Source organism: Litoreibacter ponti, from assembly GCF_003054285.1.
Taxonomy (GTDB): domain Bacteria; phylum Pseudomonadota; class Alphaproteobacteria; order Rhodobacterales; family Rhodobacteraceae; genus Litoreibacter; species Litoreibacter ponti.
Genome location: NZ_QBKS01000001.1, coordinates 2348140 through 2374728, shown reverse-complemented (window position 1 = coordinate 2374728; position 26589 = coordinate 2348140). Strand labels below are relative to the sequence as shown.

At 59.6% G+C, this 26589-nt stretch carries 28 protein-coding genes and 1 tRNA gene; 16 read left to right on the top strand and 13 right to left on the bottom strand.

Features of this window, described 5'->3' with window-relative positions; all coding sequences use genetic code 11:
- Window positions 1-10: 10 nt before the first annotated feature.
- Both C8N43_RS12060 and C8N43_RS12055 read left to right on the top strand, forming a co-directional pair.
- Window positions 11-190, top strand: a complete 180-nt coding sequence (locus tag C8N43_RS12060) for a PLD nuclease N-terminal domain-containing protein (protein ID WP_107845834.1) — start codon at window positions 11-13, stop codon at window positions 188-190.
- Window positions 187-1050, top strand: coding sequence for a YihY/virulence factor BrkB family protein (locus C8N43_RS12055; protein ID WP_245912984.1), 864 nt, complete (start codon window positions 187-189; stop codon window positions 1048-1050). The genes C8N43_RS12060 and C8N43_RS12055 overlap by 4 nt, the downstream gene beginning before the upstream one ends.
- Here C8N43_RS12055 and C8N43_RS12050 read toward each other — a convergent pair.
- Together C8N43_RS12050 and C8N43_RS12045 are read right to left on the bottom strand one after the other, a co-directional pair.
- A complete protein-coding gene (locus tag C8N43_RS12050) occupies window positions 1023-1775 on the bottom strand; it encodes a response regulator (protein WP_107845833.1) in 753 nt (250 codons plus the stop codon). The genes C8N43_RS12055 and C8N43_RS12050 overlap by 28 nt on opposite strands.
- A 116-nt stretch (window positions 1776-1891) precedes the next feature.
- On the bottom strand, window positions 1892-2932 hold the full coding sequence (locus C8N43_RS12045) for a LacI family DNA-binding transcriptional regulator (RefSeq protein ID WP_245912983.1): 1041 nt from the start codon (window positions 2930-2932) through the stop codon (window positions 1892-1894).
- A gap of 125 nt (window positions 2933-3057) precedes the next feature.
- Here C8N43_RS12045 and C8N43_RS12040 point away from each other — a divergent pair.
- Window positions 3058-3134: transfer RNA gene (locus C8N43_RS12040), tRNA-Arg, on the top strand.
- A gap of 3 nt (window positions 3135-3137) precedes the next feature.
- Here the strand turns inward: C8N43_RS12040 and C8N43_RS12035 are convergent.
- Together C8N43_RS12035 and C8N43_RS12030 are read right to left on the bottom strand one after the other, a co-directional pair.
- The gene (locus C8N43_RS12035; RefSeq protein WP_211308585.1) at window positions 3138-3839 is read right to left on the bottom strand and encodes a winged helix-turn-helix domain-containing protein; all 702 of its coding nucleotides are present in this window, start codon (window positions 3837-3839) and stop codon (window positions 3138-3140) included.
- Entirely contained in the window at window positions 3811-4104 is a 294-nt protein-coding gene (locus C8N43_RS12030; protein ID WP_107846345.1) for a hypothetical protein, read from the bottom strand. Before C8N43_RS12030 ends, C8N43_RS12035 begins: the two co-directional genes overlap by 29 nt.
- Before the next feature lie 103 nt (window positions 4105-4207).
- Here C8N43_RS12030 and C8N43_RS12025 point away from each other — a divergent pair, with 103 nt between their 5' ends.
- The 4 genes from C8N43_RS12025 to C8N43_RS12010 all read left to right on the top strand — a co-directional run bounded on the left by C8N43_RS12025 (window position 4208) and on the right by C8N43_RS12010 (window position 7866).
- Window positions 4208-4693, top strand: coding sequence for a hypothetical protein (locus C8N43_RS12025; protein ID WP_146174213.1), 486 nt, complete (start codon window positions 4208-4210; stop codon window positions 4691-4693).
- A gap of 114 nt (window positions 4694-4807) precedes the next feature.
- A complete protein-coding gene (locus tag C8N43_RS12020) occupies window positions 4808-5422 on the top strand; it encodes a ribonuclease HII (protein ID WP_107845831.1) in 615 nt (204 codons plus the stop codon).
- A 109-nt stretch (window positions 5423-5531) separates the two neighbouring features.
- A complete protein-coding gene (locus C8N43_RS12015; protein ID WP_425437065.1) occupies window positions 5532-6632 on the top strand; it encodes a site-specific DNA-methyltransferase in 1101 nt (366 codons plus the stop codon).
- Window positions 6633-6816: 184 nt separating this feature from the next.
- On the top strand, window positions 6817-7866 hold the full coding sequence (locus tag C8N43_RS12010; protein ID WP_107845830.1) for a class I SAM-dependent methyltransferase: 1050 nt from the start codon (window positions 6817-6819) through the stop codon (window positions 7864-7866).
- On the opposite strand, the gene C8N43_RS12005 is transcribed toward C8N43_RS12010, so the two are convergent.
- From C8N43_RS12005 to mutY, 3 genes are all read right to left on the bottom strand, one after another.
- Entirely contained in the window at window positions 7863-8156 is a 294-nt protein-coding gene (locus C8N43_RS12005) for a hypothetical protein (protein ID WP_107845829.1), read from the bottom strand. The two genes, C8N43_RS12010 and C8N43_RS12005, sit on opposite strands and share 4 nt — an antisense overlap.
- A 66-nt stretch (window positions 8157-8222) precedes the next feature.
- Window positions 8223-9365 (bottom strand): alkane 1-monooxygenase, encoded by a 1143-nt coding sequence (locus tag C8N43_RS12000; RefSeq protein ID WP_107845828.1) that lies wholly within the window; start codon window positions 9363-9365, stop codon window positions 8223-8225.
- A gap of 62 nt (window positions 9366-9427) precedes the next feature.
- Entirely contained in the window at window positions 9428-10474 is a 1047-nt protein-coding gene (mutY, locus tag C8N43_RS11995; protein ID WP_107845827.1) for an A/G-specific adenine glycosylase, read from the bottom strand.
- An 82-nt stretch (window positions 10475-10556) separates the two neighbouring features.
- On the opposite strand from mutY, the gene C8N43_RS11990 reads away from it, so the two are divergent.
- Window positions 10557-11099, top strand: coding sequence for a DUF721 domain-containing protein (locus C8N43_RS11990; RefSeq protein ID WP_425437064.1), 543 nt, complete (start codon window positions 10557-10559; stop codon window positions 11097-11099).
- A 17-nt stretch (window positions 11100-11116) separates the two neighbouring features.
- Entirely contained in the window at window positions 11117-11776 is a 660-nt protein-coding gene (locus C8N43_RS11985; protein WP_107845825.1) for a thioredoxin domain-containing protein, read from the top strand.
- On the opposite strand, the gene lpxK is transcribed toward C8N43_RS11985, so the two are convergent.
- The 5 genes from lpxK to C8N43_RS11960 all read right to left on the bottom strand — a co-directional run bounded on the left by lpxK (window position 11773) and on the right by C8N43_RS11960 (window position 16492).
- Window positions 11773-12753, bottom strand: coding sequence for a tetraacyldisaccharide 4'-kinase (lpxK, locus tag C8N43_RS11980; RefSeq protein ID WP_107845824.1), 981 nt, complete (start codon window positions 12751-12753; stop codon window positions 11773-11775). The two genes, C8N43_RS11985 and lpxK, sit on opposite strands and share 4 nt — an antisense overlap.
- A complete protein-coding gene (locus tag C8N43_RS11975) occupies window positions 12753-14045 on the bottom strand; it encodes a 3-deoxy-D-manno-octulosonic acid transferase (protein WP_107845823.1) in 1293 nt (430 codons plus the stop codon). Before C8N43_RS11975 ends, lpxK begins: the two co-directional genes overlap by 1 nt.
- Window positions 14046-14055: 10 nt before the next feature.
- Window positions 14056-14301 carry a DUF4170 domain-containing protein gene (locus tag C8N43_RS11970; RefSeq protein ID WP_107845822.1) on the bottom strand — a complete coding sequence of 82 codons (246 nt, stop codon included), beginning with the start codon at window positions 14299-14301 and terminating at the stop codon, window positions 14056-14058.
- 72 nt (window positions 14302-14373) lie between these two features.
- Complete coding sequence (locus C8N43_RS11965) at window positions 14374-15159, bottom strand: 3'(2'),5'-bisphosphate nucleotidase CysQ (RefSeq protein WP_107845821.1); 786 nt, start codon at window positions 15157-15159, stop codon at window positions 14374-14376.
- On the bottom strand, window positions 15146-16492 hold the full coding sequence (locus tag C8N43_RS11960) for a TldD/PmbA family protein (protein WP_107845820.1): 1347 nt from the start codon (window positions 16490-16492) through the stop codon (window positions 15146-15148). Before C8N43_RS11960 ends, C8N43_RS11965 begins: the two co-directional genes overlap by 14 nt.
- Window positions 16493-16616: 124 nt before the next feature.
- Here C8N43_RS11960 and C8N43_RS11955 point away from each other — a divergent pair, with 124 nt between their 5' ends.
- The 3 genes from C8N43_RS11955 to C8N43_RS11945 all read left to right on the top strand — a co-directional run bounded on the left by C8N43_RS11955 (window position 16617) and on the right by C8N43_RS11945 (window position 18875).
- Window positions 16617-17363 (top strand): SDR family oxidoreductase, encoded by a 747-nt coding sequence (locus C8N43_RS11955; protein ID WP_107845819.1) that lies wholly within the window; start codon window positions 16617-16619, stop codon window positions 17361-17363.
- Window positions 17360-17965 (top strand): enoyl-CoA hydratase/isomerase family protein, encoded by a 606-nt coding sequence (locus tag C8N43_RS11950; protein ID WP_107845818.1) that lies wholly within the window; start codon window positions 17360-17362, stop codon window positions 17963-17965. Before C8N43_RS11955 ends, C8N43_RS11950 begins: the two co-directional genes overlap by 4 nt.
- Before the next feature lie 271 nt (window positions 17966-18236).
- A complete protein-coding gene (locus C8N43_RS11945; RefSeq protein ID WP_107845817.1) occupies window positions 18237-18875 on the top strand; it encodes a TetR/AcrR family transcriptional regulator in 639 nt (212 codons plus the stop codon).
- A 23-nt stretch (window positions 18876-18898) separates the two neighbouring features.
- On the opposite strand, the gene C8N43_RS11940 is transcribed toward C8N43_RS11945, so the two are convergent.
- A complete protein-coding gene (locus C8N43_RS11940; protein WP_107845816.1) occupies window positions 18899-19213 on the bottom strand; it encodes an HNH endonuclease in 315 nt (104 codons plus the stop codon).
- 77 nt (window positions 19214-19290) lie between these two features.
- Here C8N43_RS11940 and C8N43_RS11935 point away from each other — a divergent pair, with 77 nt between their 5' ends.
- The 4 genes from C8N43_RS11935 (at window position 19291) to C8N43_RS11920 (ending at window position 26588) form a co-directional block, all read left to right on the top strand.
- Window positions 19291-20601 (top strand): mechanosensitive ion channel family protein, encoded by a 1311-nt coding sequence (locus C8N43_RS11935; protein ID WP_107845815.1) that lies wholly within the window; start codon window positions 19291-19293, stop codon window positions 20599-20601.
- Window positions 20598-21713 (top strand): TIGR03862 family flavoprotein, encoded by a 1116-nt coding sequence (locus C8N43_RS11930; protein WP_107845814.1) that lies wholly within the window; start codon window positions 20598-20600, stop codon window positions 21711-21713. Before C8N43_RS11935 ends, C8N43_RS11930 begins: the two co-directional genes overlap by 4 nt.
- 372 nt (window positions 21714-22085) lie before the next feature.
- On the top strand, window positions 22086-25529 hold the full coding sequence (locus tag C8N43_RS11925) for a glycosyltransferase (RefSeq protein ID WP_107845813.1): 3444 nt from the start codon (window positions 22086-22088) through the stop codon (window positions 25527-25529).
- Window positions 25530-26588 carry a GHMP family kinase ATP-binding protein gene (locus C8N43_RS11920; protein ID WP_107845812.1) on the top strand — a complete coding sequence of 353 codons (1059 nt, stop codon included), beginning with the start codon at window positions 25530-25532 and terminating at the stop codon, window positions 26586-26588.
- Window position 26589: the final 1 nt, after the last annotated feature.

Sequence of the window (26589 nt, the reverse complement as noted above, 5' to 3'; positions counted from 1 at the left end):
GAGCAAACCCATGGGCATAAACGGCTTACTCGGACTGATCGTCTTCGCCCTCGATGTCTGGGCCATTGCATCGATCTTCAGCGCGAAGGTCGAAACAGGCCAAAAGGTTCTCTGGATCGCGCTTGTGCTGATCTTGCCATTGATCGGCTTCATCATTTGGTATTTCGCAGGACCGAAGCCCGCCAAGTGACGCTCTGGGCTGCGATAGTCAAAGCTTTCAAGTTCGGCAGCAATCTGCTGGATACGATGGACAGCCGTAACCTGAGCCTGATTTCTGCGGGCGTTGCGTTCTACGCGATGCTGGCCATATTTCCCGCGTTGGCTGCCGTCATTGCGCTTTGGGGCGTGTTTTCCGATCCGGCGTTCATCGACGATCAATTGACGCTGTTGCGCCAGTTTTTGCCCGGTGAGGCCTACAGCCTGTTCGAATCCCAAGCCAACCGCTTGATCAACGCCAACGACTCGACACTGGGCTATACCACGCTCGTCTCGATTGGCGCGGCGCTCTGGTCCACACGGGCGGGGGTGGCGGCGTTGATCCGTGGGTTGAATGCCGTCTATTCCGCGCCGCACCGTACCGGCATACGTCGCGCCTTTGCCGCGATGCTTATGACGCTTTGCCTCGTGGGCATGTCCCTTGTGGCATTGGCCTGCATCGTGATCGCGCCAATCGTGCTGTCGTTTCTGCCGCTTGGAAGTCTGACCGGGACCCTGTTCGAGGCACTGCGCTGGGTCCTTGTGATCTCTGTCGTCGTGTTGGGACTTGGATTGGTCTACCGCTTCGGCCCCAATCACAAGACGGAACATCTGCGCGTAGGCTGGCTATCACACGGCGCATTCGTCGCCGTGGTGATCTGGGGTACGGCGTCCTGGGGCTTTTCGCTCTACCTGTCCAACTTCGGCAAATACAACGAGGTCTACGGATCAATCGGCGCGGTCGTGGCGCTTTTGATGTGGTTCTACATCAGCGCCTGGGTGGTGTTACTTGGGGCGACCCTGAACTGCGAAATCGCGCGCCGCCGTCAAAGTAACAGCTTGGCCGCCTCGTAGCGGCTGAGGCTCTCGGCCTGCCGCATGACGGCTTCTACATCGGCGGCGAGGAACGGCACGCTCAGCGCGAAGCCGGGTATCTCTTCGCTATCCATCAGTGTCTCCGGCAGGGGCGGATCGATGAAGATGGTCGGCAGGCTTTGCACGGTGACGGCGATTGCGATCGCAGTCTGGGTGCCCGAGCTGCCATCCGTCATCACGAGGTCAGAGATCACGATGTGAGGCCGCGCTTCTTTCGCCTTGCACACCGCTTCCGCCAGGGACCGCGCGATGCCGACCACCCGGTAGCCGAGCTCCGCCAGGCAGTCGCACAATTCCAGCGTGATCAACGCGTCTCGCTCCAGGATCAACACCCGGCTGGGTGGAGCGCCGCGGTGGGCAAGTTCGGCGCGATTGAGAAGGCGAAATATGTAGGGGCCGGGGAGGTTGAAGATATGGCTCAGCTCCGCCAACGAGAACTCTTCCGTACGTTGCAACAAGACGACCTCCAAAGCGCGCGCGCGGGGCGTTGAGCGAGGGTCAGCCTTCCACGCCATCTGCAGTTGTCCAAAGAGTTGCGCTTTGAGCCGCGGGCCTGCGGGTTCCAATGTAAAGTCGGCCTGTGCAAGATCGACCAAAGCCCGACCGGCCATGGCGCTGCCGGTCAACGCCCGGGCGTACCGCTGTAAGAGCGGGATGGTCTTGACGACACCGTCTTGTAGATGCCGCTCGCGCAAAGTCGGCATGGAGGGGGATCAATCTGTCATTGGTAATGGGCGAACGGCACGCTCACTATAATCCCACGATTAACGCAGTCTTAATTCACTCAAGGGGCAGCGTACGGTGCCCGCTGAAACAGGAGTCAGGCGTCCCGCAGCGTGTCGCCTGTTGCAAAGATCGGCGAGATTTCGGTGCGCTTGGCGTGGGGCGAGGTCCCACGCGCCTCGGCCTCTGCCGCGATGATCTCCGCCGCGGCCTTGCCGATCTCGACCCGGCAGCTGTCCATCGTTGCCAGCCTGCGGGGCAGCCCGTCGATCAAATCAACCCCGTTGAACCCTGCCAGTCCGATCTTTCCGGGCACATCCATTCCCGCCTCAAGACAATAAAGCAGACCGCCCGCGCCGATCATATCATTGGAATAATACAGAAAATCGAGGTCCGGGTGGGCCTTGAGAATGTTTGCGGTCATCTCCCGGCCCTTTCCCAAGGCGGACCCTCCGGAGTAATACTCCTCAGCCGCGAGCGTGAGACCGTTTTCCTTCAACACGGCCTCGAACCCCTCGAAACGCTTCCGCGCGCGGTGGTCGAGCGGCATCTTTGTGCCGAGGAAGCCGATCTTGCGATAGCCTCGCTTCAGGATCTCAGTTGCGGTCTCGCGCCCTGCCCTGACATGAGAAATCCCGACGGCCGCATCGATGGCGTTCCCATCCACGTCCATGATTTCGACGATGGGAACGCCGGAGTTTTCCATCATCCGCCGCGCGGCGTCCGTGTGCTCGAGACCGGCAACGATCAAGCCGGACGGGCGCCAGGACAGCATCTCGAAGATCACGGTTTCCTCTTTTTCCGGCAAGTAGTCGGTCACTCCGACGACCGGCTGTAACGGCGTCGCGTCCAGTACCTTCGAGATGCCCATCATCACTTCCGGGAACACCATATTGGACAGTGATGGGATGATAACGCCGACGAGGTTTACGCGATTGGACGCCAGAGCTCCTGCGATCTTGTTGGGGACATAGCCAAGCTGGCGCGCTGCGTTCATGACTTTTTCCCGCGTCTTTTCAGACACTTCGCCACGGTTGCGCAAGACCCGGCTGACGGTCATCTCACTGACGCCCGATGCCTCCGACACGTCTCGCAAGGTGAGCTGGTGGCGGTAGTCGGGGCTGGAGCGTTCGGCCAATTTACGGTCTCGTTAACTTTCTTGGGTGACGCATGATAGCGCCAATACCGGCCCACTCCAAGCCGCAAACACCGCCACTTTTTGGTTGCCTGACAACAGCTTTCCCGCCCATACAATCCCCGCGCGGCCCCGTGGCTCAACTGGATAGAGCAGCCCCCTCCTAAGGGGCAGGTTGCAGGTTCGAATCCTGCCGGGGTCGCCATGTTTAGATCATCTTGATGGCGCCGGGTTCGACTGCGAGCATGTATCCCTTGCGGGCGATGTTCTTGATCAGCAGCTCGCTCATCATCTGATTGCCGAGATGATCCCTCAAGCGCTTGATGCGGGTGGCGCCGGCGGCCTCGTCGCAGTCTGCCTCAGACTTTCCGGAAATCATCGCTTCGATCTCCAGACCTGATAATATGTCGTCGTCCAGTCGCGCCTCTGCGAGCACGGACAGGGTCTCCAACGCCGCCTCGGTCAGCTTGAACTCCATGTCATTGATCTGCACGATGCGCTCGTCGCGGCTGACAACGAGCGAGTTCACCTGAATGCCGCTCTTCTCGATCTCGCTCAGACGGCGGGCGAGGGTCGTCAGGAACACGATGGATACCAGCGCAGTGATCAACAGCGCGGTGGCGAAAACCATGAGCACGAAGATTATGAATCTGTAAGATGCCAAGGTATCCGAGAACGCCGTGCCGCTTTGCGCGAGGATCTCGAGCAATCGGATCTCTCCGCCCCGCGTGAGCGCGTCATTTTCGACGAAGATCCGCTCCACACGCATATTGAAGGCGTTGGCGTCGGGCAGGTTCACGAATAAAACCAAAGCAGCGACGACAAGGATCGCCACCACAACGGTCATGCCGATCACGATCACCTGTGTCGGTGTCGGAGCCTTAGAAGCGAAGGAAGTATTGTCCGGCATTTGCCTGCCTCCGATCGAGGCCCCGGTCATCGAAGACCGAAACGATGTTGAGCAGGGTCCACCCGGCCGCTTGCAAGCGTGGGGCGACAGATTGTGCTGCCGCTCGGGCCGAACTGCAGGCGCTGTCGGGCAAGGCAATCACGCCGTAATGAAGCTGCAGCGGGTTGTCCTTCTTCGCTTTGTAATCGGCATAGCAGGCGGCGTGCACAGGTGCAGCGGCGAGCAGTCCGACTCCAAGCGCCATCGAGAGAATATAATGTTTCATGGGGTTTAGCATGGGGCCAGCGGCCCTGTTATTCAATATCTGCCCGCGGCGGGAGGGCCGGTTATCCGATAACGATGCGCTGACATTGAGTGACGCGCCACGGATGGCCGAGGCTGATCTTATCGCTCTCCTGCCGCAATGTTCGCGGCCCCAACGAAAAGGAAACCTGACCATGACCCGACAGTTCTTTGCCGCACTCTTGAGCCTTTCAATCGCACTGACCGCAGTCACGACAGCGCCTGCACGCGCGGACGATGATATTGCGAAAGTGCTCGCAGGTCTGGTGGCCTTGGGCATCATCGCCAAAGTCATCAACGACAAAGACAAGGATAAAAGGGTCACGCGTAGCCATCCCCAGACCCACGTATACAAGCCGCACAAGCCGCGCCGCGCCAAGGTTGCCCCGCAGCGCTGTCTGCGCGAGCAGTGGACTCATCGCGGCGTGCGCAACGTCTATGGCGCGCGGTGCATGAAGCGCCACGCACAGCACGCCTTGCCGCAGAATTGCAAGCGAGAGGTCGAAACCCGCAACGGCCTGCGCCGGTTCTATGCGCCGAATTGCCTGCGCCGCAATGGCTGGCGCGCCTGATCCATCCAATGATAATCGAGCAGGAGGGGCGTCCCGGTGTGGGCGTCCCTTTTTTACGGTTGGCGGGTGGGATGAAACGGTTGAATTGCTCGCCCATTTGCGGTCTCTGGCGACATGGGGATACCGGATTTCAGCCATGAGGCGGATTTGATAGCGCGCGGCATCGCCAATGTCGCCGGAACCGACGAGGCAGGCCGCGGACCGCTCGCCGGTCCTGTGGTGGCCGCAGCGGTCATTCTGGACCCAAACCACATTCCCGACGGGCTGAATGATAGCAAGAAGCTCAGCGCCAAGAAGCGGGAAGTCCTGTTCGCGCAGATTATGGAAACCGCTCGATGTTCGATTGCGCAGGCGAGCGTCGGAGAGATCGATGCTCTCAACATTTATCACGCGTCGCATCTTGCGATGTCGCGGGCCGTCGCCGGACTAGGCGAGGTGGGGCATGTCCTGGTGGACGGCAACAAGATCCCTGCTGGAATTTGCGTACCCGCGACGCCGCTCGTCAGAGGGGATGGCAGGTCACAGTCAATCGCTGCTGCATCTATCCTGGCGAAAGTGACGCGCGATCGCCACATGGATGCACTTGCGCAACAACACCCCGGCTATGGCTGGGAGAAAAACGCAGGCTATCCGACTAAGGGCCACATTTCTGCCCTAATTGAACTTGGTGTCACCCCACATCATCGGCGTTCCTTTAAGCCAGTCCACAATATCTTGTGTCATCCATAATTTTCAACCTGTTGAAATATAAAGATTTTGACAGCGAATCGCCTTTGACTCATCCTTAAGCCAACACAGCGTACAAGCCCGACAACGGGCACCAGCTTGAGGCAGTTGAATGGGAAAAATGACGAAGGTGGAGCGCGGAGCGCTTCCGCTGAACACTATTCTTGATGGCGATTGTATCGAGGCGATGCGAGCTCTGCCCGAAGCCTCGATCGATCTGATCTTTGCCGATCCGCCCTACAACCTGCAGCTGCGGGGCGATTTGCATCGTCCGGACAACTCCAAGGTCGACGCGGTTGATAATGACTGGGACCAATTCGCAAGCTTCAAGCGCTACGATGATTTCACACACGCGTGGCTGGCGGCCGCCAGGCGACTATTGAAGCCCAACGGTGCCATCTGGGTGATCGGATCTTATCACAACATTTTCCGCGTTGGGGCCGAGCTGCAGAACCAAGGCTTCTGGATGCTCAATGACGTGGTATGGCGCAAATCTAATCCAATGCCGAACTTCCGGGGCAAGCGGCTGACCAACGCGCATGAGACGCTGATTTGGGCGTCGAAATCCGAAGGTTCAAAATACACCTTCAATTATGAAGCGCTCAAGGCGCTGAATGAAGGGGTTCAGATGCGCTCTGACTGGGTGCTTCCGATTTGTACTGGCCATGAGCGTTTGAAAAACGAAAACGGTGACAAGGCGCACCCGACGCAAAAGCCGGAAAGCCTGTTGCACCGGATACTTGTTGCGACGACCAATCCGGGCGACGTTGTGCTGGATCCATTCTTTGGAACAGGCACCACGGGGGCTGTCGCGAAGAAGCTGGGCCGTGATTTCATCGGGATCGAGCGCGAGAAAGCCTATCGCGATGTGGCCGAAGCCCGCCTGAAGAACGTCCGCAAGTTTGACCGCTCCTCGCTTGAGGTCACGCAGTCCAAACGCGCTGAGCCGCGTGTGCCATTTGGGCAGCTGGTCGAACGCGGAATGCTCTCGCCGGGCGAAGAACTTTGGAGCCTCAATGGACGTCACAAGGCCAAGGTGCGTGCGGATGGCACATTGATCGGCGACGACGTGAAGGGCTCGATCCATCAGGTTGGTGCCGCGCTTGAGGGCGCGCCAAGCTGTAACGGGTGGACCTACTGGACCTTCAAGCGTGACGGAAAGAAGGTTCCGATCGATCTTCTGCGCCAACAAATCCGCGCCGAGATGAATTAGACGCATTATAGAGTTACCGCCTGTGCCTGCGGCTTCCCGCGGCACATAACTGCCCCGCCCTAACCCAAGGTGCGGGGCATTTTTTTCACGAGTCTTCACAGTTTTCGACTCTGGTCAGATCGGAGGGCACCGGATAACCTTCGGGACATATTGAGTGTTAACCAATTCTTGTGGCTGTTTCCGGATGTCTGACCTTTCCCGAATTGAGGCCGAGCTGTCCAAGCTCACCCGTGATCTGGGGGAGTTTCTTCTTTTGCCGCCTTGCGATCGAAGCACGCCGGGTTTTGCCAAGATCTGGCGTCCGATCTCGCGCTATCGCGTTGCGTTGCGCACGGCGTTGCGCGAACGCGGCTCGGCCTTGGCGAACCCCGGGGCGAACAGAGGCTCTGGCACTGAGATCGAGCGTCAGATGGCCTTCAACGCCGCAAGCCGGCGCTTACGGCTTTGGTCGCGGATCGAAGACATGGTTAACAAGCAGATCATGCCCGACCGCCGGTCCTTGATGCCGCCGGAAGAAGAGTTCATGAGCGGCGCCCACAATCACTATGTCAATCACCTGTACTCGGCCTTGCACACGCTCGCTCTGCCCTCGGCCGAGGCCCTGAAAATTCGCATCGCAGATGCCCATCCTGATATTGCCCTGCCCGCCACGCATTTCGAAGCGCTCATGAATGCGGCCTTTCGCATTTGCCGCGCCCAACGCCGCGAGCAACCGCCACGGTTTCTGGATGTCGGCTGCGGGGGTGGCACCAAGGTGTTCGCTGCGCTGCCCTTTTTCAAAGAGTCCCACGGACTTGAGAACAACCCAAGTCAGGCCGCCGTCGCAGCCGCGGTGCTCGAGCGTCTTGATGCGCCCAGAGCGAAGGTGATCGAAGGCGATGCCCGGGCTTTCGCGGAGTACAGCGATTACGACGTCATTTATTTCTTCCGCCCGATCAAGGATCCTGACGGCCTGCGCGACATGGAAGATCGTATCATGGCCCAGGCACGGCCAGGTACAATTCTGATTGCGCCCTACAATGGCTTCTCTGCAGAACGCGACGACATGCGGTGTTCAATGATCGTCCCGACCATGTACGTCGTCGGTATGGGTCCGACCCAAGTCGAAACGCTGCGCCAGCGGGCAGAGCTGATCGGGACGGAAGTTCCGGCCCACGATGCCGAATTGGATGCGTCACTGGGGTACTGGAGGCCGGTCGTCGCCGCCTCCAGCCAGAACGGCTACGCGCTTTAGCGGCACATATACACGTCTTCCCAATTCCGGTTCATCATCTCACGGCGGTGGGTATATTCCGCGCGCTGATTGCGGCGCGCGCAGACCCGATTGGCCGTGAGCTGCGTGCGTGCATGGGCCGTCATGGGATCGGCGGTCGGTGTGATCTGGACCTGAACTTGAACCGCCTCACCGGGTGTGCCGCCATAGAAGGACGAGACCGCAGGTTCGGTCACGCCGGGGTTGGACCCGGACCCACCTCCGCAGGCGACCAGAAGTATCGTGAGACCAAAGAACGCGAGTTTCCACATAACCGAACTACCTTTCCAAATCGAATTTGGGGGCAGTCTGGCCGATTCCCGTGAAGAAACCCTTTATCAGCGCGGCATTGGATTGGAGGCGGTCTTGTAGGCCGACCAATCGGTGATCTCTGGGTAGTACATCGCGCGCCATTTGCGCACGCGCGGGTTCATGATCCGGCGGAATACCGGCGGGACCATCGCGGCCATGGTCATGACCGGATAGCCGAAGGGCAATTGGGGCGCGTCGGCCTCGGTGTAGTTTTGCAGAAGCGGAAAGCGGCGGTCGGGTTTGTAGTGGTGATCCGAGTGCCGCTGCAGATTGATCAGCAGCCAGTTCGACGCTTTCTGAGCCGCGTTCCATGAGTGGCGCGGTTGCACGTGCTCGTATTTTCCGTCGCCAAGATGTTTTCGGGTCAGGCCGTAATGCTCGATGAAATTTACCAGCTCGAGCTGCCAGATCGCCACGAACGCCTGAAACAGGAACAACCCGACACCGGCCCATCCACCCAAGATCAGCGCCAGAAGCAGCATTCCACCCTGCAATGCCGCGTATCGGGCGAACGGGTTCTCAAGGCTGAGCGCGGGCAGCTTCTTGCGGGCCAGCATCGCCTTTTCGGCATTCCACGCGGAAATGAAGCATTCAACGACGACGCGTGGGAAGAAACGGAAAAAACTCTCGTTATAGCGCGCGGTGACAGGGTCTTTCGGGGTGGCGACGTAGCGGTGGTGAACAAGCAAGTGCTCGGACCGGAAGTGCGAATACATCACGGTCGCCAGCAGCAGATCGCCCATCCAACGCTCCAGCTTGTTTTTCTGGTGCATCAGCTCGTGGCTGTAATTAATCCCGACGGTGCCGCTCACGACACCGATGCCGAAAAACAGCGCGATCATCTCGAGACTGGATAGATGATCGGCCCGCGTCGCATAGGCGATCATTCCGAAGATCAGCACGAACTGGATCGGAAACCACAAAATGGTGATCAGTTTGTACCAGTACAGGTCATCCTCGGCGGTCTGAGGGTCGGCATTCTCAAGGTCGAGCCCCACGAGCGCATCAAGGACCGAAAACATCCCCCAGCCGTAGACGGGCAAAAGAAGCAACCACCACCCGCCCTGGCTTGCAGAAAGAATCGCCAACGGGATCATGCTTAACGACAGCCAAAAGGGTAGGGCAGCGGTAGGTTTGCGGACCTGCTCTGCGGTCAAAGTGGTGGTCATGGCGCCTCTCCCAAGCGATTTCCGACGTCTTGATGGTACGGGCAAAAGATTAACGTCTCAATTCACTCGAAGCGATGTTTCGCTACGTCATGCACCTTGCGCATGACCGTCGGCAGGTCCGAGGGGCGAAAATCGCGGGCAGAGACGAAAAATCCACGTGCGGGCGGCACATCGCTCGTCGCGCAGAAGACGTCGAGGATCAGGTGGAAATGGGTGAAGGTGTGTCGTACTTCTGCACCGACCTCATTCCATTCCACTTGCACCGGTGCTGCAGGATCGGGCGCGTCTGACCAGTCGGAGCCGGGCCAGCCCAACATGCCGCCCAGCAGACCCTTGTCGGGCCGAGTTTCCAGCAACCAATCGCCGCCCGAGTTACGCAGCACATAGGCAAAACCGCGCCGGATGGGTTTTGCCTTCTTGGGCAGTTTTCGCGGCAGTTCCGGCGCGATGCCGCTGGCGCGCCCGGCGCAGGGATCGCGCCATGGACAAATGCCACAAGCAGGGCTTTTGGGCGTGCAGATTGTGGCCCCCAAATCCATCACTGCCTGGGCGTAATCGCCCGCGCGTGTCTGGGGGGTGTGTTGTTCAGCCAACGCAATCAATTCTGGCTTCGCGGTGGGCAAGGGCGTTTCCACAGCGTGGAGGCGGGCCATGACCCGTTCGACGTTTCCGTCCAGCACTGTCTCTGGCAGATCATACGCGATGGAGGCGATGGCCGCGGACGTATAGGGCCCGATCCCCGGCAACGCCTGCAACCCCACCCGCGTCTTGGGGAAAATGCCGTTGTGCTCGGACGCGACGACGCGGGCGCATTTTAACAGGTTTCGGGCACGGGCGTAGTATCCAAGCCCGGCCCACGCCGCCATCACATCAGCGTCTTGGGCGCGGGCGAGATCGTTCACCGTCGGCCAGATCGTGGTGAATTTCACGAAGTATTCTTTCACCGCGGCCACGGTCGTCTGCTGCAACATGACCTCGCTCAGCCAGATGCGGTAGGGGTCCGGCGTGATCCCGGCAGCGCGGTCGGCAGGCGAGACCCGCCATGGCATCTCCCGCGCGTGACGGTCGTACCACGCCAAAAGCTCGTCCGAGGACGCGGTCTCACGCAAAGTTTATACCTCCGACATTCCGCTTTTCTCTGACACCCAAGTCATGAGAGGTTAAGTTCCGATGCAACTTAGGGGAAACACTGTGACTCGCAAGCCAGCGACATTCTCTGCGACCAAGCCGGGCGGGCCGCGCCGCGGCCGCAAGGGGTTTGCGTCGATGTCTGGCTTCCTCGAGCCGCAAATCCGCCGCGCCGGGGAGAAGCGTGGCTTCGCCGTGATGCGTCTACTCACCCACTGGACCGAGATTGTGGGCGAGGATGTCGCCCAAATGGCCCGTCCCGTCGATGTGGGCTACGGGCGCGAAGGCTTCGGGGCGACGCTGACCGTGCTCTGTACTGGCTCGACTGCGCCACTGATCCAGCAGATGTTGCCGCAAATCCGCGAGAAGGTGAACGCGTGTTACGGGTATTCGGCGATCAGCCGGGTGCGCGTGACGCAAACCGCGCCCACAGGATTCCGCGAAGGCCAAGCCGCCTTTGAGACCACGCCCAAAGCGAAACCCGAACCAACACCCGAGATAGTAGAAGCCAGCACCGCGCTGGCCCGCGACGTGGAAAGCGACGGCCTGCGCCGCGCATTGGAACAATTGGGTCAGAATGTCATGGCCCGAAAAATCAAGACCTGAGAAGGGGTATCAAGCAGATGAACCGTAACCTTTTGATCGCAATTGTGGGCGTGGTGGCAATAGGCCTCGGCGCATTTTTTGTCATGGGCAACAGCTCGAACGCCGTGCCCGGCGTCACCGCCGTGAACGCGCAAACCGCCGCGGCAGATATCGATACATCGGGGGTCATGGACCCGTTTTTGGGCGATGCTGATGCGCCGGTAACCGTGATCGAATACGCGTCCTTCACATGCCCACATTGCCGGACCTTCCACGAGAACGCCTTCAAGCAGATCAAGAAGGACTACATTGACACCGGCAAGGTGAAGTTCATCTTCCGCGAGGTCTATTTTGACCGCTACGGCCTGTGGGCCGGCATGGTCGCGCGTTGCGGCGGCGGAGATCGCTACTTTGGCATCGTCGATCTGATTTACGAGAACCAGCAGACCTGGACCCAAGGTGACCCGTCGACGATCGCGAACAACCTTCGCAAGTTCGGAAAGCAGGCTGGTCTGGATGATGCCACGATTGAGGCGTGCCTGACCGACGGCGAGAAGGCACAGGCGCTGACTGCTTTCTACCAGAAGAACGCACAGCAAGACGGTATTCAGTCGACCCCGTCTTTTGTGATCAACGGCACGACCCATTCCAATATGAGCTACGCCGATTTCCAGCGCCTGCTTGACGCGGAGCTTTAATCGAAAAGGCGGCTCAGCGCGATATCCAGCGCTGAGCTGTTTTCGAACTGCAGCCGCACGGGCACGGTCAGAACCTTGGCCCTAAAGCTGTCGGGCAATCGGGTCGCGTCCTTTTCCGTTGTTACCAACTGCGCGCGAAGAGCCATCGCCTCGCCTTCGAGCCGGATCATCAACGCCTGCGAAAGCGGTTGATGGTCGGCGAGAGCCTCTGACTTGATGACCTCCGCGCCCAGCGATTTGAGTGTCGCGAAGAATTTTTCCGGGTGGCCGATGCCCGCGAAGGGAAAGACGCGCGCGCCTTTCCACTCCATCCCCGTTTTCAACGGCTCCAGATGACCCTTGAGATGTGGGCAGGGCGGCGCGCCCCATGTATCCAGAAAATGAGCCTGAGCCTTGGGCGGTCCGAGACTGACCAGCAAGTCGGCCCGCGCGAGCCCGACATGGATTGGCTCGCGTAATGGCCCCGCCGGCAGAACCTTCCCGTTGCCAAAGCCCTTGGCCGCGTCGACGACGACCAGCTTCAAATCCTGTATGAGGGAAGGGTTCTGGAACCCGTCGTCCAGCACGATTACATCCGCCCCGTCGTCGACCGCAAGGCGCGCGGCTGCGGCGCGGTCGGGCGAGACCCAGACGGGCGCGAAGCCTGCCAGCAGCAATGGCTCATCGCCCACGGCATCCGCCCCGTGGCGGCGTTCATCGACCCGGGTCGGCTTATCGACTGAGCCGCCATATCCCCGCGAGACCACGTGTGGTTCACGACCCATCCCTATGAGCTTTTGCACAATGGCGATGACGGTCGGCGTCTTGCCCGTCCCGCCCGCATTGATGTTTCCCACGCAAACTACCGGCACCGGCAGCCGCTCCGGCGTGCCCCTGGCCAAACGTCGCGCCGTGCCTGCGGCGTAGAGCGCGCCGAGCGGGGATAACAGGGTTGCGGCCAAGCCCGGGGGACGGTGCCAAAAGAGTGGTGGCTGCATTAGGCCTTCTCCGTGGCGCGATCCAGCACCGCAGTAATCTCTTGCAAAGCGACCTCTGCCGCACGCGCGCCTTGGGAGCTGACTTCCCACGCGGCGTGGGCCATTTCGGCGGATTTGTGCGGCTCGATCAGATTGATGACCGCCTCGCCGAGGCTGCGTGCGTCATAGACCTTGCGTGCGGCCCCGGCCTCCCCCAGCCGCTCATAGATATCCTTGGCGTTCTCGATATGCGGCCCGTGAATGATCGCGGAGCCCAGCGTAGCGGGCTCATAGGGGTTGTGACCGCCGATTTCGACGAGTGACCCCCCAAGAAAGCTGAGAGGCGCGATCCGATACCAAAGCCCCATCTCGCCAAGCGTGTCGGCAAGGTAGATATCCATGACGGCATCCGGGTCCTGACCCTCAGAGCGCACCCCGACCCGCCATCCCTTGTCGCGCAGCATCTGCGCAATCTGGGGCGCGCGTTCCGGGTGGCGCGGGGCGATAATCAACAAAAGGCGCGGCGCGGCGCGGCGCGCGATCCGGTGGGCTTCCTGCGCCATCTCGTCCTCGCCGGGATGCGTCGAGGCGGCGAGCCAAACGGGGCGCGTCTCCAACGCCGTGGCGACCTTCTGGCGCAGCTCGTCGTCACAGGGCAGCGGTCCGCCACCGTCCTTCAGCGAGCCGTTCACCCTCACCTTGTCACGCGAAACACCAAGGCGCTGAAGATGCTGCGACGAGACCTCGTCCTGGGCCAGAAACAGCTCGAACCGGTCCAGCATCGCCCGCGCGGCGCCGCGCAGCCAGCGCCACTTCCGATAGGATGCATTCGACATGCGGGTGTTCAGCGACAACATCGTGATCCCGCGCCGGTGTGTCTCGACAATCAGCGCGGGCCAGAACTCGCTTTCGGTCCAGATCGCGATGTCGGGCTTCCAGTGATCGAGAAAGCGTTGCACGAAGGGCAGGGCATCGACGGGCACGAATTGATGCACCGTTTGGTCCGGGAGCCTCGCCTTCAGAATTTCCGACGAGCTGCGCGTTCCGGTCGTGATCAGCACATTGAGATCGGGTCTCTCGTCGATCAGGCTTTCGATCAGATCAAGTAGTGACAAGGCCTCCCCAACAGAGGCGGCATGAAACCAGACAAGCTCACCCATAGGCCGCGGGCTCGAGGCCACGCCCTTGCGCTCGTCAATTCTGTCAGGGTCTTCCTTGCCCTGCGCCAGCCGGGTCGCGAGCTTCCGCTCGGCGACCGGCCCCAGAAATCGAGAGACCCTGAGATAGAGCGACAGGATGGGCGAAAAGGCCATGCCGAGTGAACTAGTTGCCCAGTTCCTCGGTCGAGGAGGCGGCGGCCTCTTCGTCGCGGAGACGGTGAATATGGGCAATAAAATAGCGCATGTGGGCGTTATCCACGGTCCTCTGGGCCTCTGACTTCCAGGCATCGTAGGCAGAGGCATAGTCGGGGAACATTCCGACGATATGGATGTCCTCGACGTTCTTGAAAGCGTTTTTCGTCGGATCGACAAGCTCGCCACCAAAGACAAGATGCAGGCGCTGGGTCATGGGTTCGGCTCCGGTATTGGTGTGGTTTGGCGGCACTCTAGGCCAAGCATCCTGCGCGCAACAGGGCATATCTCAGGGGGCGGGTTTCAACCGGGCCTGCAGCGCTCCGTGCATGGCCTCACCCGCCGCATGGCAGCCTTTGGTCTTCGGGTGCGGATTGTTGAACCGAAGCGGCGCGCCCAGGCGGTCCGTCACCCGTCCGCCCGCTTGCCGCACGATCAGATCACCCGCAGCAATGTCCCATTCCCAGCAGTCGCGCAGGGTCAGCATGGCGTCGTATCGCCCTTGGGCCACAAGGCACAGACGGTACGCCAGCGACGGCCGAAATTTGCGCAGCATCGGGGGCGTGCCGCCCTGCCAATGCGTGTCATTGAAATTCGACTTGGCGGCGAGCACCGTTGCGCCGTCCAGCGCTGTCGTCTCTGTCGGCGAAATCATCTCGCCGTTCAACGTCGCCGGAGCGCCTTCGTGCGCGGCAAACATCAGATCCATCATCGGCAGGTAGACGGCCGCGGCAGTGACGCGACCTTTTTCGGCAATCGCCAGCGAATGCGAGAAATGCCGCTCTCCCGCGATGAAGGCGCGGGTGCCGTCGATGGGATCAACGATAAAGACCCGCTCATGGTCAAGCCGCGCCGCATCATCTTCGGTTTCTTCCGACAGCCAGCCATAGGTGGCCCGGGCCGACAACAGCTCAGACCTCAGCATCTTGTCGATGGCCAAATCGGCTTCGGTGACCGGTCCCGCGCCGTCATCCTTGTCCCAGACCTCCGGGTCGGACTTGAAGAAACGCCGTGCGATGTCACCACTTTCGCGGGCCGCGTCTATCAAAAGGTCCAGGTCTTCAGTCGCCGGCAAGGGTCAGCCCTTCGACCAGCAGGCTGGGCACGACCCGGGACAGGTGCGTGCGCGCGTCGTTGGCCGGCGTGATGTGGTGCAGCATCTCCAGCAGGTTACCCGCGACGGTACATTCATTCACTGCATATTGCGGCGCGCCATTCTCGACCCAGATACCCGACGCCCCTCGCGAATAATCGCCGGTATTTGGATTTATCGTCGAGCCGATCATCGACGTCACAAGCAGACCCGTGCCCATCTCGGCCATCAGCTGTTCCTTGCTTTGACTGCCTTGGGTCAATGCGATGTTGGAGATCGCGGGGCTCGGCGGGCCACTGGTGCCGCGGGCGGCCGATGCAGTGCTGGACATATCGAGTTTGCGCGCATTGGCCAGATCAAGGGTCCAGCCTTGCAGCACACCGTCCTTGACGATGTCTCTTGGCGCTGTCGCCAGCCCTTCACCGTCAAATGGCTTCGACCTGGATACGCGCGCCCGGTGGGGGTTCTCGGTGATGCTGAGGGTGTCCGGAAGGATCTGCTCGCCAAGCTTGCCCATCAGCCAGCTGGAGCCCCGCGCAATCATGGACCCGTTGGCGGCCACCAGCAAATGCCCGATCAGCGCCCCAGCGACACGCTCGTCGAACAGGACCGGATAGGCCCCGGTCTTGGGGCGCCGCGCCCCAGCGCGCTCCAACGTGCGCTCTGCCGCGGTGCGTCCAATGTGCTCCGGGCTTTCGAGATCAGCCTGAAAAATCCGGCTGTCGCCATAATAGTCGCGCTCCATACCGGTTCCCTCGCCGGTGATGGCGACGCAGGAGACGCTGCGGCTTGAACGCTGATACCCGGCCGAGAACCCATTGCTGGTCGCGAGATGAATGCGGCTTTGCCCGTAGCCTGCCGAAGCGGCCTGAACCTGGCTGATGCCGTCCACGGCCAGCGCCGCGGCTTCCGCGCGCTTTGCATCTTCTTCCAAGGTGGCCGCCGCAGGCTCTGGCGTCGGGTCGAAAAGCTCCAGCGCTTCCGCGGACGTGTTTTGGGCCAATTGGGACGCGTCTGCGAGGCCGATATTGGGATCCTCAGGGGCCTCTTTCGCCATCGCGACGGCCCGCTCGGCCATGGTTTGCAACGTGGCATCGTCAAAGAGCGAGGACGAAACGACTGCCTGTCGCTGACCGATCAGAACCCGAAGACCGATATCGACACCTTCCGACCGCTCGGCATGTTCGAGCTTGCCTTGCAGGACATCTATAGAGACCGAGGTGCCATCCAGCGCCAAAGCGTCCGCGGCATCGGCACCCGCGCGCGCGGCGGCACTCAGCATGCGGTCGGTAAGGGCTGCGAGGTCTTGGGACATGGGGTGGCTCCGGCTTGGGCGTGTCGCTAGCAGGTAGTCCGAAGCACCGGCCACTGCAAGGCGCGGGCTTGCAACCGGGCAAAAGGACAGGCCAGAGTGCGGCGAGAAATGAAGGGGAGGTATCATGGTTGATCTGACTGGAAAGACCGCGCTTATCACGGGCGCAAGCCGCGGGATCGGTGCCGACACCGCGCGCGTGTTCGCGCAAGCGGGTGCGAATGTCGTGCTGATCGCCCGCAGTGGCGACGATATTGCCTCGCTGGCCGCGGAAATCGGCGACGCTGCGCTAGCCTGCCCTATGGATGTTGCGATCTGGGACGACTGGACCAACACGTTAGCGCGGGCGAAGCAGGCTTTCGGCAGTATCGACATTCTGGTCAACAACGCGGGTGTCATCGAACCCATCGCACGGCTGGAAGAAACGGACCCTGACGCATGGTCGAAGCTGATCGATATCAACCTTAAGGGCATCTACTATGGGACCCGTGCCGTGCTGGACGATATGCGCGACGGCGGCTCGATCCTGAATATCAGCTCCGGGGCGGCGTCCAATCCGCTTGAAGGGTGGAGCGCCTATTGTGCGTCCAAGGCTGGCGCTGCGATGCTGACACGCTGTATTCACAAGGAACACGGCGACCGCATCCGGGCCATGGGGCTCAGCCCGGGGACGGTGGCCACCGAGATGCAGGTCGTAATCAAGGAAAGCGGGATCAACCCGGTCAGCCAGCTTGACCCGTCCGTCCATATTCCCGCCGACTGGCCTGCGAAGGCGCTGCTTTGGATGTGCGGGTCGGACGCGGATGAGTTTTGCGGCGAAGAGATCTCGCTTCGCGACGAGGGCATCCGCGCCCGCGTGGGCCTTGGAGCATGATCGAGGTGAGCCGCGAAGATGCTCTGTGGATTATCAAGATAAACCGCCCCGAAAAGGCGAACTCCCTCACCCGTCGGATGCTGCGCGATCTCGCGCTGACTGTAGAGGACGCCGCCGGAAAGGCGCAGACGATCATTCTGACCGGTGAAGGCAAGGTTTTCAGCGCAGGCGCAGATCTCGAGGCGGCCAAGCAGGGCCTTGCGGTCGATCCGATCTGGGAGCGTCTGTCGCGGGCAATTGCAAACTTCCCGGGCCTGTCCATCGCGGCGCTGAACGGGACCGTTGCGGGTGGAGCGATGGGAATGGTGCTGGCCTGCGACCTGCGGGTATCTGTGCCAGGGGCGAATTTCTTTTACCCCGTTATGAAGCTGGGTTTCCTGCCGCAACCCTCTGATCCGGGGCGCCTGGCCGCGCTGGTGGGGGTCTCGCGGGCGAAGATGATATTAATGGCGGGCGAAAAGATCGATGCGATGCAGGCCGAGGAATGGGGCCTCGTCGACCGCTTATCCGATGATCCGCTCAAGGCCGCGCGCAGCCTTGCGGAGGCCGCCATGGCCGCTGATCCAAGGCATGTAGCTGGGATAAAGGCGCTGTTGGATTAATCGGGACTTAAATAATTTTGCCAGTGCACGAGCCGCGAGGTGGAAAAACCCTTGCGTAACTACGATTAACAGACGTTATGGAAAACACTATCAGCATCTGTCGAACCATTGGCAGATCATGCTGAGGCGGCGACAGGAAAACCTAGCTTAGCGGGTCGATCTACTTCAAAACCTGTCCTCTTGCGCGAATTCGGATTCCATTCATTATACTGTGCGCAACGAAGGCACCTGCGTTTCACCGCTAGCGCATGTGCGAACGGGACCGGAAGCTGTGCCAAATAACGAGTCGAAGTCTGATAAAAAAATCCAAATTCTGAACGCCGCCTCAGATCTCTTGAAGCATCACGGCGTGCAGGCGCTGTCGTTTGAAAACGTTGCCGCCGAGGCGGATTTGTCTCGCCAATTGGTCCGGTATTACTTCTCTGATCTTGACGCATTGATCGTCGAGCTGTGCGATTTTCTCGCCGCCGGCTATCGCGACAGTCTGGTCGCGGGCATTGTGAATATCGGGGAAGTCGAACGGCTCAAGTTCTTTTTGGACTTCTTCTTCGATTTGGCCGAAGGGCATCCGATGCCGCGCAATCTGGAGGTCTACGATTCACTGGTGGCGTACTCGGTCGGGTCGCAGGCTTTGAAGGACCGGATGTGCAGCCAGTACAACGTATTGGGTCAGGTCATGATCCATGAATTGGCTATTGCGCATCCAGAGCTCGACAGCGCCGCATGCGAGGAACTGTCCTTCCTCTTTGTCTCCATGATGCATTCGCATTGGAGCTTTGTTGCCAGCCTTGGTTACTCCCGCGACCATAGCAGATTGACCCGGGCAGCGATGGACCGGCTTATCGCGTCTTATCTCGATAATCCGACCTTTGAGCGGGTGATGGAGAAACCCTGGTCGCGCGACGATTAAGTTTGCCCGCTGGGGTTGGCTCCTCAACCCTTCCGTTTCTTCCTGTTTCCGGGCCGCGCTCCGGGGGTGACGGAATGGAAATCCGGCGGGCGTTTTGAAACCCAACTGACGAACTTCGCCAACCGGGGATGCGCGCGCAGCGCTTCAAGGGTGTTGTAGTCGCGGGCGAGGTCGGCCTCGGTCAGGGTGGCGTGAACCTCGTTGTGGCAAATCTGATGAAGCAGCACGACAGGACCACCCTTGCCACCTTTGAGCTTCGGGATCAGGTGGTGCAGGCTCAGCTTCGCCCCGGGCGGGATCGGGCGCAGGCAGAGAGGGCAGATCGGCAGCTCATCCATGCAAAAGACTTCCTTTGGCCGCGGCCTCGGACTACTGAGGATGCTCAAGAGGAATAGGGCTATTGGGGGCCACGACCATGGAGAATTATCCATTTGTCGAGCAGATCATGGGCTACGCGGAGCCCGCGATAGAAATTGCGACGCGCTGGGCCACGAGCCCGGCGGCTTGGTCGCAATTCGCTTTGCTGATCGCGGCCTATTTTCTGGCGCTGCTGGTCAACCGCCGCCTGAGCCGCGCGTTTCGCGGGCTTTTGACGCCCGCGCCGGGTGCAGAGAACATTTTCGCCACCGCGCGCCGCTTCGTTCTGCAATTCCTGCCGTTGTTGCTGCCAGTGCTGGCCTATGCCTTTACGGCGGTGGGTGAGCAGATCGTCCGGTCGCTGTTTGACAGCGGCGCGGTGATTGCCTTTGGCAAGCGAGTGTTCCTGTTCCTGGCGGCGCGCATTCTGGTGCGCGATATCCTGACGGACCCGTTCCTGAAGTTGTTGGGCAAGTTCGTCCTGATCCCGATTGCCGCGCTCTATGCGGTGGGGTTGCTGGATGCGGCGTCGGTCTACCTGACGGAGTTCCGGGTCACGGTCGGCAACATCTCCTTCTCGTTGATGGCGCTGGTGCGCGGGCTGATCGCGGGCTCGCTGCTGTTCTGGCTGGGCCGTTGGTCGAACGACCAGAGCGCCGCGATGATCACCAAGCAGGAAGAGCTGCGCCCGGCGACGCGGCAACTGGCCGTTAAGACGGCAGAGATCGTGATCTTCGGCACCGCGTTCCTTCTGCTGATGAACATCATGGGGGTCAACCTTTCGACCCTGGCGGTGCTGGGCGGTGCGATTGGCGTGGGTCTGGGCTTTGGCCTGCAGAAGATCGCATCGAACTTCATCTCCGGCGTGATCCTGCTGCTCGAGGGCCAAGCGACAGTGGGCGACTACGTGGAGCTCGACGGGGGCGAGGCGGGCACGATCGTCAAGATGACCGCCCGCGCGATCATTCTGGAGACGTTCGATGGGCGCTGGATCGTGGTGCCGAACGAAGATTTCATCGTCACGCGGGTGACGAACTATTCCGACCAGGGATCGGCCAACCGTTACGAGGCGGCGTTCTCGGTCAGCTATGACACCGATATCAACCTTGTGCCGCCACTGATCGAAGCGGCAGTGCAGAAACACCCGGACATTCTGGAAGAGCCGTACCCGGCGGATTGCGAGCTGCGCGGCTTCGGCGACAGCGGCATCGACTTCGCGGTGGAGTTCTGGGTGAACGGGATCGACGACGGGCGGCACAAGTATGAGAACGACGTGTTGTTTATTATCTGGAACACGTTGAAGGAAAACGGGATCAAGATCCCCTATCCGCACCGCGTTGTGGAGTTCAAAGGCGAGATGCCGAAGTGAGCACAGCCTTGGTCGTGGGGGGCGGTCCGGCGGGGCTGATGGCCGCTGAGGTGATGGCGAAGGCCGGGCTGCGCGTGCGCCTGATAGATCAGAAGCCAAGCGTCGGGCGCAAGTTCCTGATGGCGGGCAAGTCGGGGCTGAACCTGACCATGGACAAACCGTTGGAGGAATTCCTGCAGCACCTGCCGGACTGGATACATCCGATGGTGTCGTCATTTGGTCCCGCCGCGGTCGTGGCCTGGGCACAGGAATTGGGGCAAGACGTATTCACCGGCTCAAGCGGGCGGGTTTTTCCGGTTGCGATGAAAGCCTCGCCCTTGCTGCGCGCATGGTTGGCGCGGCTTGATCAACTCGGGGGTGAGATCGAGACACGCACCGTTTGGGACGGCACGACGCCGGATACAGTGACGGTGCTGGCGATGGGCGGCGCGTCGTGGCGACGGCTTGGCTCGGACGGCGCATGGGTGTCGCGGTTTCCAGCGAGTGACTTGGCCCAATTCCAGCCCACCAACATGGGGTTCGAAGTCCCATGGTCATCCCACATGGAACGCCACTTCGGAACGCCTTTGAAGAATGTGGCCTTCGTCACGGAGGGCAAGTCGCACCGTGGCGAAGCGATCGTCTCGGCCCGCGGGATTGAAGGCGGCGGCGTTTACGCTGTGTCGGCTTCGGTGCGGGACGGCGCGCCTTTGATTATCGACCTGGTGCCAGACCTGAGCGTGGCAGAGGTCGAAGCGCGGCTGAATCGCCCTCGCGGCAAGGCAAGCATGTCGAACCACTTACGCAAGGTGCTGAAGCTGGATCCGCTGAAACTGGCGCTCCTGCAGGAGTTTGCACGGCCCTTGCCTGCCGCAGCGGCGGAGGTCGTCAAAGGGTTGGAGATCAGACACACTGGCCCGCGGCCGATGGACGAGGCCATTTCGACCGCCGGGGGCCTCAGGGCGGCGGCGCTCGATGAAAATCTGATGTTGAAATCACGATCCGGCGTCTTTGCCGCAGGGGAGATGCTGGATTGGGAGGCGCCAACCGGCGGATACCTGATTACTGCCTGCCTCGCGACGGGCCGCTGGGCCGGCGAGCGCGCGGCGGAGTACGCAGCGAACGGTGAATAAAGTTCGCGCGGACATGTCTGAACGGAAGGCATGCTGGATGAGGGCAGGCACGCTTTTTCCATTAAGAGTTTGTTACCTCGATTGCCGAAGGTCGAAATGCCTGTGGGTTTACCTTCAATGTCAAACATCTTGTTGGGTAGGTGTAAGTCGTTGACCCAGAAACATAAAGACTGGAAGAGATCTGATTTCGCTGGTCGCGAAGTCTCTTAACAAAGGGTTGAAGTTCGTGCGTGTTTGCCTGATAGCTACCGCCATAAGAGCCTACCACATGTGTCAGGCTGCAGTATTTCGGAGACCAACGGGTACTTTATCCTCGGTTGCGTTCGACATCACTTGATGAGACTGAAACCCCAAAGAATTTGGCGATGAACCATGATATTTGATAGGAGCTTCTACCTCGCGCAAAATCAGGATGTCCACGAAGCGGGCATCGACCCTCAGAAGCACTTCAAAGCGCATGGTCGGGCGGAGTTGCGCAACCCGCATCCGCTGATTGATCTGAAATATATTGCCAGCCAACTTGAAGGCTCTGACAGCGATCCACTGGATGCGCTTTCAAGTTCGGGCTCTCGCGTGAACCCAAGTCCGATTTTCGATGTCTCGTTTGTTGCTGATCAATTGGGCTTGGGATCTGAAAAGACGAGCTACGATATCCTGGAGGCATTCCTTGATCTGCAAGATCGAGATGCGATCAGACCAAACCTGCTGTTCTTGCCTGCGTTCGTCGCCCGACAGATCGAGGTCCCCGAAGGCAGCTCAGCTCTGGAGCAATATCTCGCGGCGGGATGGACCGCGCTTCCGGTGCATCCGCTTGTTGAATTTGACCGAATTTCTGGCTCTGGTCCTCACGGTTTGTCGGAAGCCGATGGTCGTACAATGCTGGAAGCATTGCTGACCAAAGATCTGGGTCTCAGGGCTAGTTGCTCGCCGCTCTTCGATGCCGCCTACTACGCAGCGCACTCAGGATGTGAAGAGGACACTCTGGTCGGATGTCTGACGCACTACTTACGGGAGGGGGAGAACAGAGGTCTCCGTCCAAACCCATACTTCAATCCGCGAACATATGCGGACGCATATATGGGGGGCGGATCTACTTCCGGCGCTTTGGAGCATTACGCGTTAAATGGTCGGGAGCCTCATATAACTCTCGTGCCTGATTTCAGTCATCGTTTTTATCATGCGAGAAACCCAGGCGTTGATGCCTACTCCAGAACGCCTCTGGATCATTATTTGAGACACGGGTTGGACGAAGGGCGCATCCGTCAGCCTTCGCCACCTTGGCTAGACGACTTCGCATCATGGGATTTTGTGCGTGACGACGTCCGATCTGCCTTCTCTGAGGCGCGCACTGCGACGCCGCAGGTTTGCGTCGTTATCCCTGTCTTTGATCAGTTCAACTACACGTTGCGTTGCGTTTGGTCGATTTTGAAAGCCAAGGAGCAAACGCCCATCGAGATCATTATTGCTGACGACGGCTCGACGGATGAGACGGAGCAGTTTTTCGGGTCGCTGCCCGGGCTGACCTACTTCCGCAACCCCGAGAACTTGGGCTTCTTGCGCAATTGCAATGCGGCTGCTGCGCAGTCCAAAGCTCCGTTTGTTTATTTCTTGAACAATGATACCGCCGTCCTTCCGGGTTGGATCGACCGACTGATGGACACGATGGACCGTATTCCCGAGGCCGGGCTGGTCGGGTCGAAATTGGTCTATCCCAATGGGCTTTTGCAAGAGTCGGGCGGTATGATCTGGCGCGATGGTGGTGGTGCGAATATCGGCCGTTATTCTGACGCAAGCGAGCCTGGTTACAATACCCTTCGCGATGTTGACTACGTGTCCGGTGCAGGCATCATGGTCCGACGGACGGCGTGGGACCGTTTGGGCGGATTCGATGAGCGTTATGTTCCCGCCTATTGCGAAGACAGCGATCTGGCGATGGCGCTGCGTCAGCACGGCTACCGCGTGCTAGTGAACCCGAGTTCCGCGATCGTCCATTTCGAAGGCATATCCTTGGGGCGGTCAGTACAATCAGGCATCAAGTCCTACCAAGTCGTCAATCAGCAGAAGTTGCGGGAGAAGTGGGAATTTGCCCTAGAGCGTCACTTGCCCGCTCAACAAGAAGACCCGAGGGAGCTGGGCGAAAATCTGCGCCCGCGCATTTTGATAATCGATGCTGTCACGCCTCGGCCGGATCACGACGCAGGATCGGTCACCAGCGTTTGGTTTATGAAGCTATTGGTGCAACTTGGCTACGATGTCACCTTCGTTGCCCAAAACCTTCTGCGGGATGGCCACTACAGCCAAGCTTTGCAGGATGAAGGCATTGAACTTCTCTACATGCCCTACGTCACCAATCTGGAGACGTATATTCGCAACTATGGCCACCGGTTTGATCTCTTCTTTCTTTATCGGGTCTCGGCGGGAGGGCATTTTGCGAGATCGATCCAGCGTCTTTACCCCAAGACACCGATCATTTTCGATACTGTCGATTTGCATTTCCTGCGGATGGAACGCGAGGCCAAGTTAGGTGGATCGCGCCCCGAAGAGTTGGCACATGCAAACGAGGTCAGACGCATGGAGCTTGGGCTGATCGAAACGACGAATGCCACGATAATTCTCTCGCAAGCCGAACGAGAGGTGCTCCAGAAATTGGGTCATACGGCGTCGCTGAGTGTCATCCCACTTGTTCTGGAAAGCCAAAGAGATGTTGCGCCTCGCAAAGGTCGCACGGGCATCGCTTTTGTAGGGGGGTACCAACACACCCCGAATGTGGATGCGGTGGTCAGCTTCATCGAAGAAATCTGGCCAGACCTGCACGAAGCTTGCCCCGATCTCATATTTCACATCGTTGGGTCACACCCGCCTGCGGAGATTTTGGAGCTTGAAGGGGCAAACGTGATCGTTGAGGGCTTTGTTGAGGACCTTGATGGTTTCTTGGCACAACGGATCGCAACGATTGCGCCGCTGAAATATGGCGCAGGTATCAAAGGGAAAATCGGCTCGTCGCTTGCTGCTGGTGTTCCATGTATTGCCACGACTATCGCGGCCGAAGGCATGGGGCTGGAAGACGGCAAAGAGATACTCATAGCGGACGGAGCTTCGGCCACGATCGACGCCGTAAAAAATCTGATAAAGGACGACAAGGCTTGGAAAGCCTTGTCTCAGGCAGGTCTGAAGTTTGTGGACCGAAACTTTGCGCCGCGCGCAATTCGTAGACAATTGTTTGAGCTATTCGCAAAAGCTGATGTCGTCCCGTTCCGGGGCACCTGTCCTATATCCGGCATGCGAGAAACGAGGCGTTTCGATAGCTGGGACAGACCGAAAAGCTTGCGTTCCGGACCTGACGGCTCCGACGTGGCCGAACGTGTGCTGGCACAGGCGTTGATCTCCAGCTTCCCAGATGCGGGATCTTCATTGCATGATTGGCAGAAAGCACCCACCCAGATATTTGTTCAGGGGGAGTGCCCGGTTCTTGAAAAAGCCCTGAGCGAAAAAGGCGCACTCTCGGAGCTGGAAACAGCAGGATGTGTAGTGGTTGAGCTCGAACTGAGTAATCAAACGGCCACGAGCATCTCAGATATTCTTATGACGCTCCCGTTGGGGGTTTCTGAATTGAAGCTGGCTTGTACTCCGAAGCGTGAAACTCATGCAGAAAGGGTCATTGCCGACGCTGAAGCAATTTCGGAGATCGTTTTTGCACTCAAGGCCTCGGAGCATTGGGACGTCCGAACTGATCGGTTTGCGCTGCCTGATTGTGCGCTCACGGGAACGGTGCTGATCGAAGCGCGGCGAAGACACTCGCCGGATGGAGAAACCTAAATGACATTTGTCTGCCGCGCCCGTGCGCCGTTGCGTCTTGGACTTGCCGGAGGCGGCACAGATGTCTCGCCTTATTGTGACACCTACGGCGGCGCAGTCTTGAACGTGACGATCGGCAGGTATGCTTATGCTTCGATAGCCAGCCGCAAAAAGGGTGAAGGTGTTTCGTTCAGGTCTTTGGACCTAGACGAGAGTGAGGTTATGCCCGACACCGAGCTACCATCGGTGAATGAAGGTTTGGTTCTTCATCGCGCTGCCTATCGTGTCATGATGGAAAAATACCGAGACGGAAAAGCGCTCCCGCTTGAGATTACGACGCATGTCGACAGTCCGATGGGCTCCGGACTTGGGTCATCATCGGCGTTGGTCGTTGCGATCATCGAAGCCTTAAGAGAAGCGTTGTCGGTTCCTTTAGGTGAATACGACGTCGCGCATTTGGCATTCCATGTCGAGAGAGAGGTCGCAGCGCTGGATGGCGGTCGGCAAGACCAGTTTGCGGCTACTTTTGGTGGCGTGAACTACATGGAGTTCGGCGCGAAGAATCAGGTCATCGTGAATCCCCTGAGAGTGTCGCGTCAGATATGGAACGAATTGGAGTCGTCCCTGGTCCTTGCCTTCTCAGGTATCAGCCGGTCGTCGGCAAAAATCATCTCCCATCAGGCCAAGGCGGCTACCAAAGATGCTTCGAAGTCACTTGAAGCGATGCATCAACTCCGTGCGGACGCCCTGGATATGAAAAATACTCTGCTGACCGGCGATCTGAGATCAATGGCCTCGATACTACAGCATAGTTGGGAGGCGAAAAAGCGCACGTCTGACCTGATCTCAAATGCGCAATTGAATGGCCTTTATGACAGTGCAATCTCTGCAGGTGCCATGGCGGGAAAAATATCAGGAGCTGGCGGCGGTGGTTTCATGTTCTTCTTGGTGGATCCTATGAACCGGGGTCGCGTGATGTCGACGCTGTCGGAGGCTGGATGTCAGGTTTCCGGGTGCCACATGGTGTCAACCGGCGCCGAATCTTGGCGGCTTCCGCAGCCCGTCTCATTCAACAATTAGG

What these genes read in the sequence shown, in the direction of transcription:
- C8N43_RS12025 (WP_146174213.1), top strand. Translation starts at nt 4,208, where the DNA reads ATGGCCGAGGCTGATCTTATCGCTCTCCTGCCGCAATGTTCGCGGCCC.
- C8N43_RS11940 (WP_107845816.1), bottom strand. Translation starts at nt 19,213, where the DNA reads ATGGATGAGCTGCCGATCTGCCCTCTCTGCCTGCGCCCGATCCCGCCC.
- C8N43_RS11975 (WP_107845823.1), bottom strand. Translation starts at nt 14,045, where the DNA reads ATGGCCTTTTCGCCCATCCTGTCGCTCTATCTCAGGGTCTCTCGATTT.
- C8N43_RS12030 (WP_107846345.1), bottom strand. Translation starts at nt 4,104, where the DNA reads ATGAAACATTATATTCTCTCGATGGCGCTTGGAGTCGGACTGCTCGCC.
- C8N43_RS11960 (WP_107845820.1), bottom strand. Translation starts at nt 16,492, where the DNA reads ATGTCCCAAGACCTCGCAGCCCTTACCGACCGCATGCTGAGTGCCGCC.
- C8N43_RS12050 (WP_107845833.1), bottom strand. Translation starts at nt 1,775, where the DNA reads ATGCCGACTTTGCGCGAGCGGCATCTACAAGACGGTGTCGTCAAGACC.
- C8N43_RS11970 (WP_107845822.1), bottom strand. Translation starts at nt 14,301, where the DNA reads ATGACCCAGCGCCTGCATCTTGTCTTTGGTGGCGAGCTTGTCGATCCG.
- C8N43_RS11955 (WP_107845819.1), top strand. Translation starts at nt 16,617, where the DNA reads ATGGTTGATCTGACTGGAAAGACCGCGCTTATCACGGGCGCAAGCCGC.
- C8N43_RS12010 (WP_107845830.1), top strand. Translation starts at nt 6,817, where the DNA reads ATGTCTGACCTTTCCCGAATTGAGGCCGAGCTGTCCAAGCTCACCCGT.
- C8N43_RS11920 (WP_107845812.1), top strand. Translation starts at nt 25,530, where the DNA reads ATGACATTTGTCTGCCGCGCCCGTGCGCCGTTGCGTCTTGGACTTGCC.
- C8N43_RS11985 (WP_107845825.1), top strand. Translation starts at nt 11,117, where the DNA reads ATGAACCGTAACCTTTTGATCGCAATTGTGGGCGTGGTGGCAATAGGC.
- C8N43_RS12000 (WP_107845828.1), bottom strand. Translation starts at nt 9,365, where the DNA reads ATGACCACCACTTTGACCGCAGAGCAGGTCCGCAAACCTACCGCTGCC.
- lpxK (WP_107845824.1), bottom strand. Translation starts at nt 12,753, where the DNA reads ATGCAGCCACCACTCTTTTGGCACCGTCCCCCGGGCTTGGCCGCAACC.
- C8N43_RS12005 (WP_107845829.1), bottom strand. Translation starts at nt 8,156, where the DNA reads ATGTGGAAACTCGCGTTCTTTGGTCTCACGATACTTCTGGTCGCCTGC.
- C8N43_RS11925 (WP_107845813.1), top strand. Translation starts at nt 22,086, where the DNA reads ATGATATTTGATAGGAGCTTCTACCTCGCGCAAAATCAGGATGTCCAC.
- C8N43_RS11950 (WP_107845818.1), top strand. Translation starts at nt 17,360, where the DNA reads ATGATCGAGGTGAGCCGCGAAGATGCTCTGTGGATTATCAAGATAAAC.
- C8N43_RS11935 (WP_107845815.1), top strand. Translation starts at nt 19,291, where the DNA reads ATGGAGAATTATCCATTTGTCGAGCAGATCATGGGCTACGCGGAGCCC.
- C8N43_RS12035 (WP_211308585.1), bottom strand. Translation starts at nt 3,839, where the DNA reads ATGCCGGACAATACTTCCTTCGCTTCTAAGGCTCCGACACCGACACAG.
- C8N43_RS12020 (WP_107845831.1), top strand. Translation starts at nt 4,808, where the DNA reads ATGGGGATACCGGATTTCAGCCATGAGGCGGATTTGATAGCGCGCGGC.
- C8N43_RS12060 (WP_107845834.1), top strand. Translation starts at nt 11, where the DNA reads ATGGGCATAAACGGCTTACTCGGACTGATCGTCTTCGCCCTCGATGTC.
- C8N43_RS12015 (WP_425437065.1), top strand. Translation starts at nt 5,532, where the DNA reads ATGGGAAAAATGACGAAGGTGGAGCGCGGAGCGCTTCCGCTGAACACT.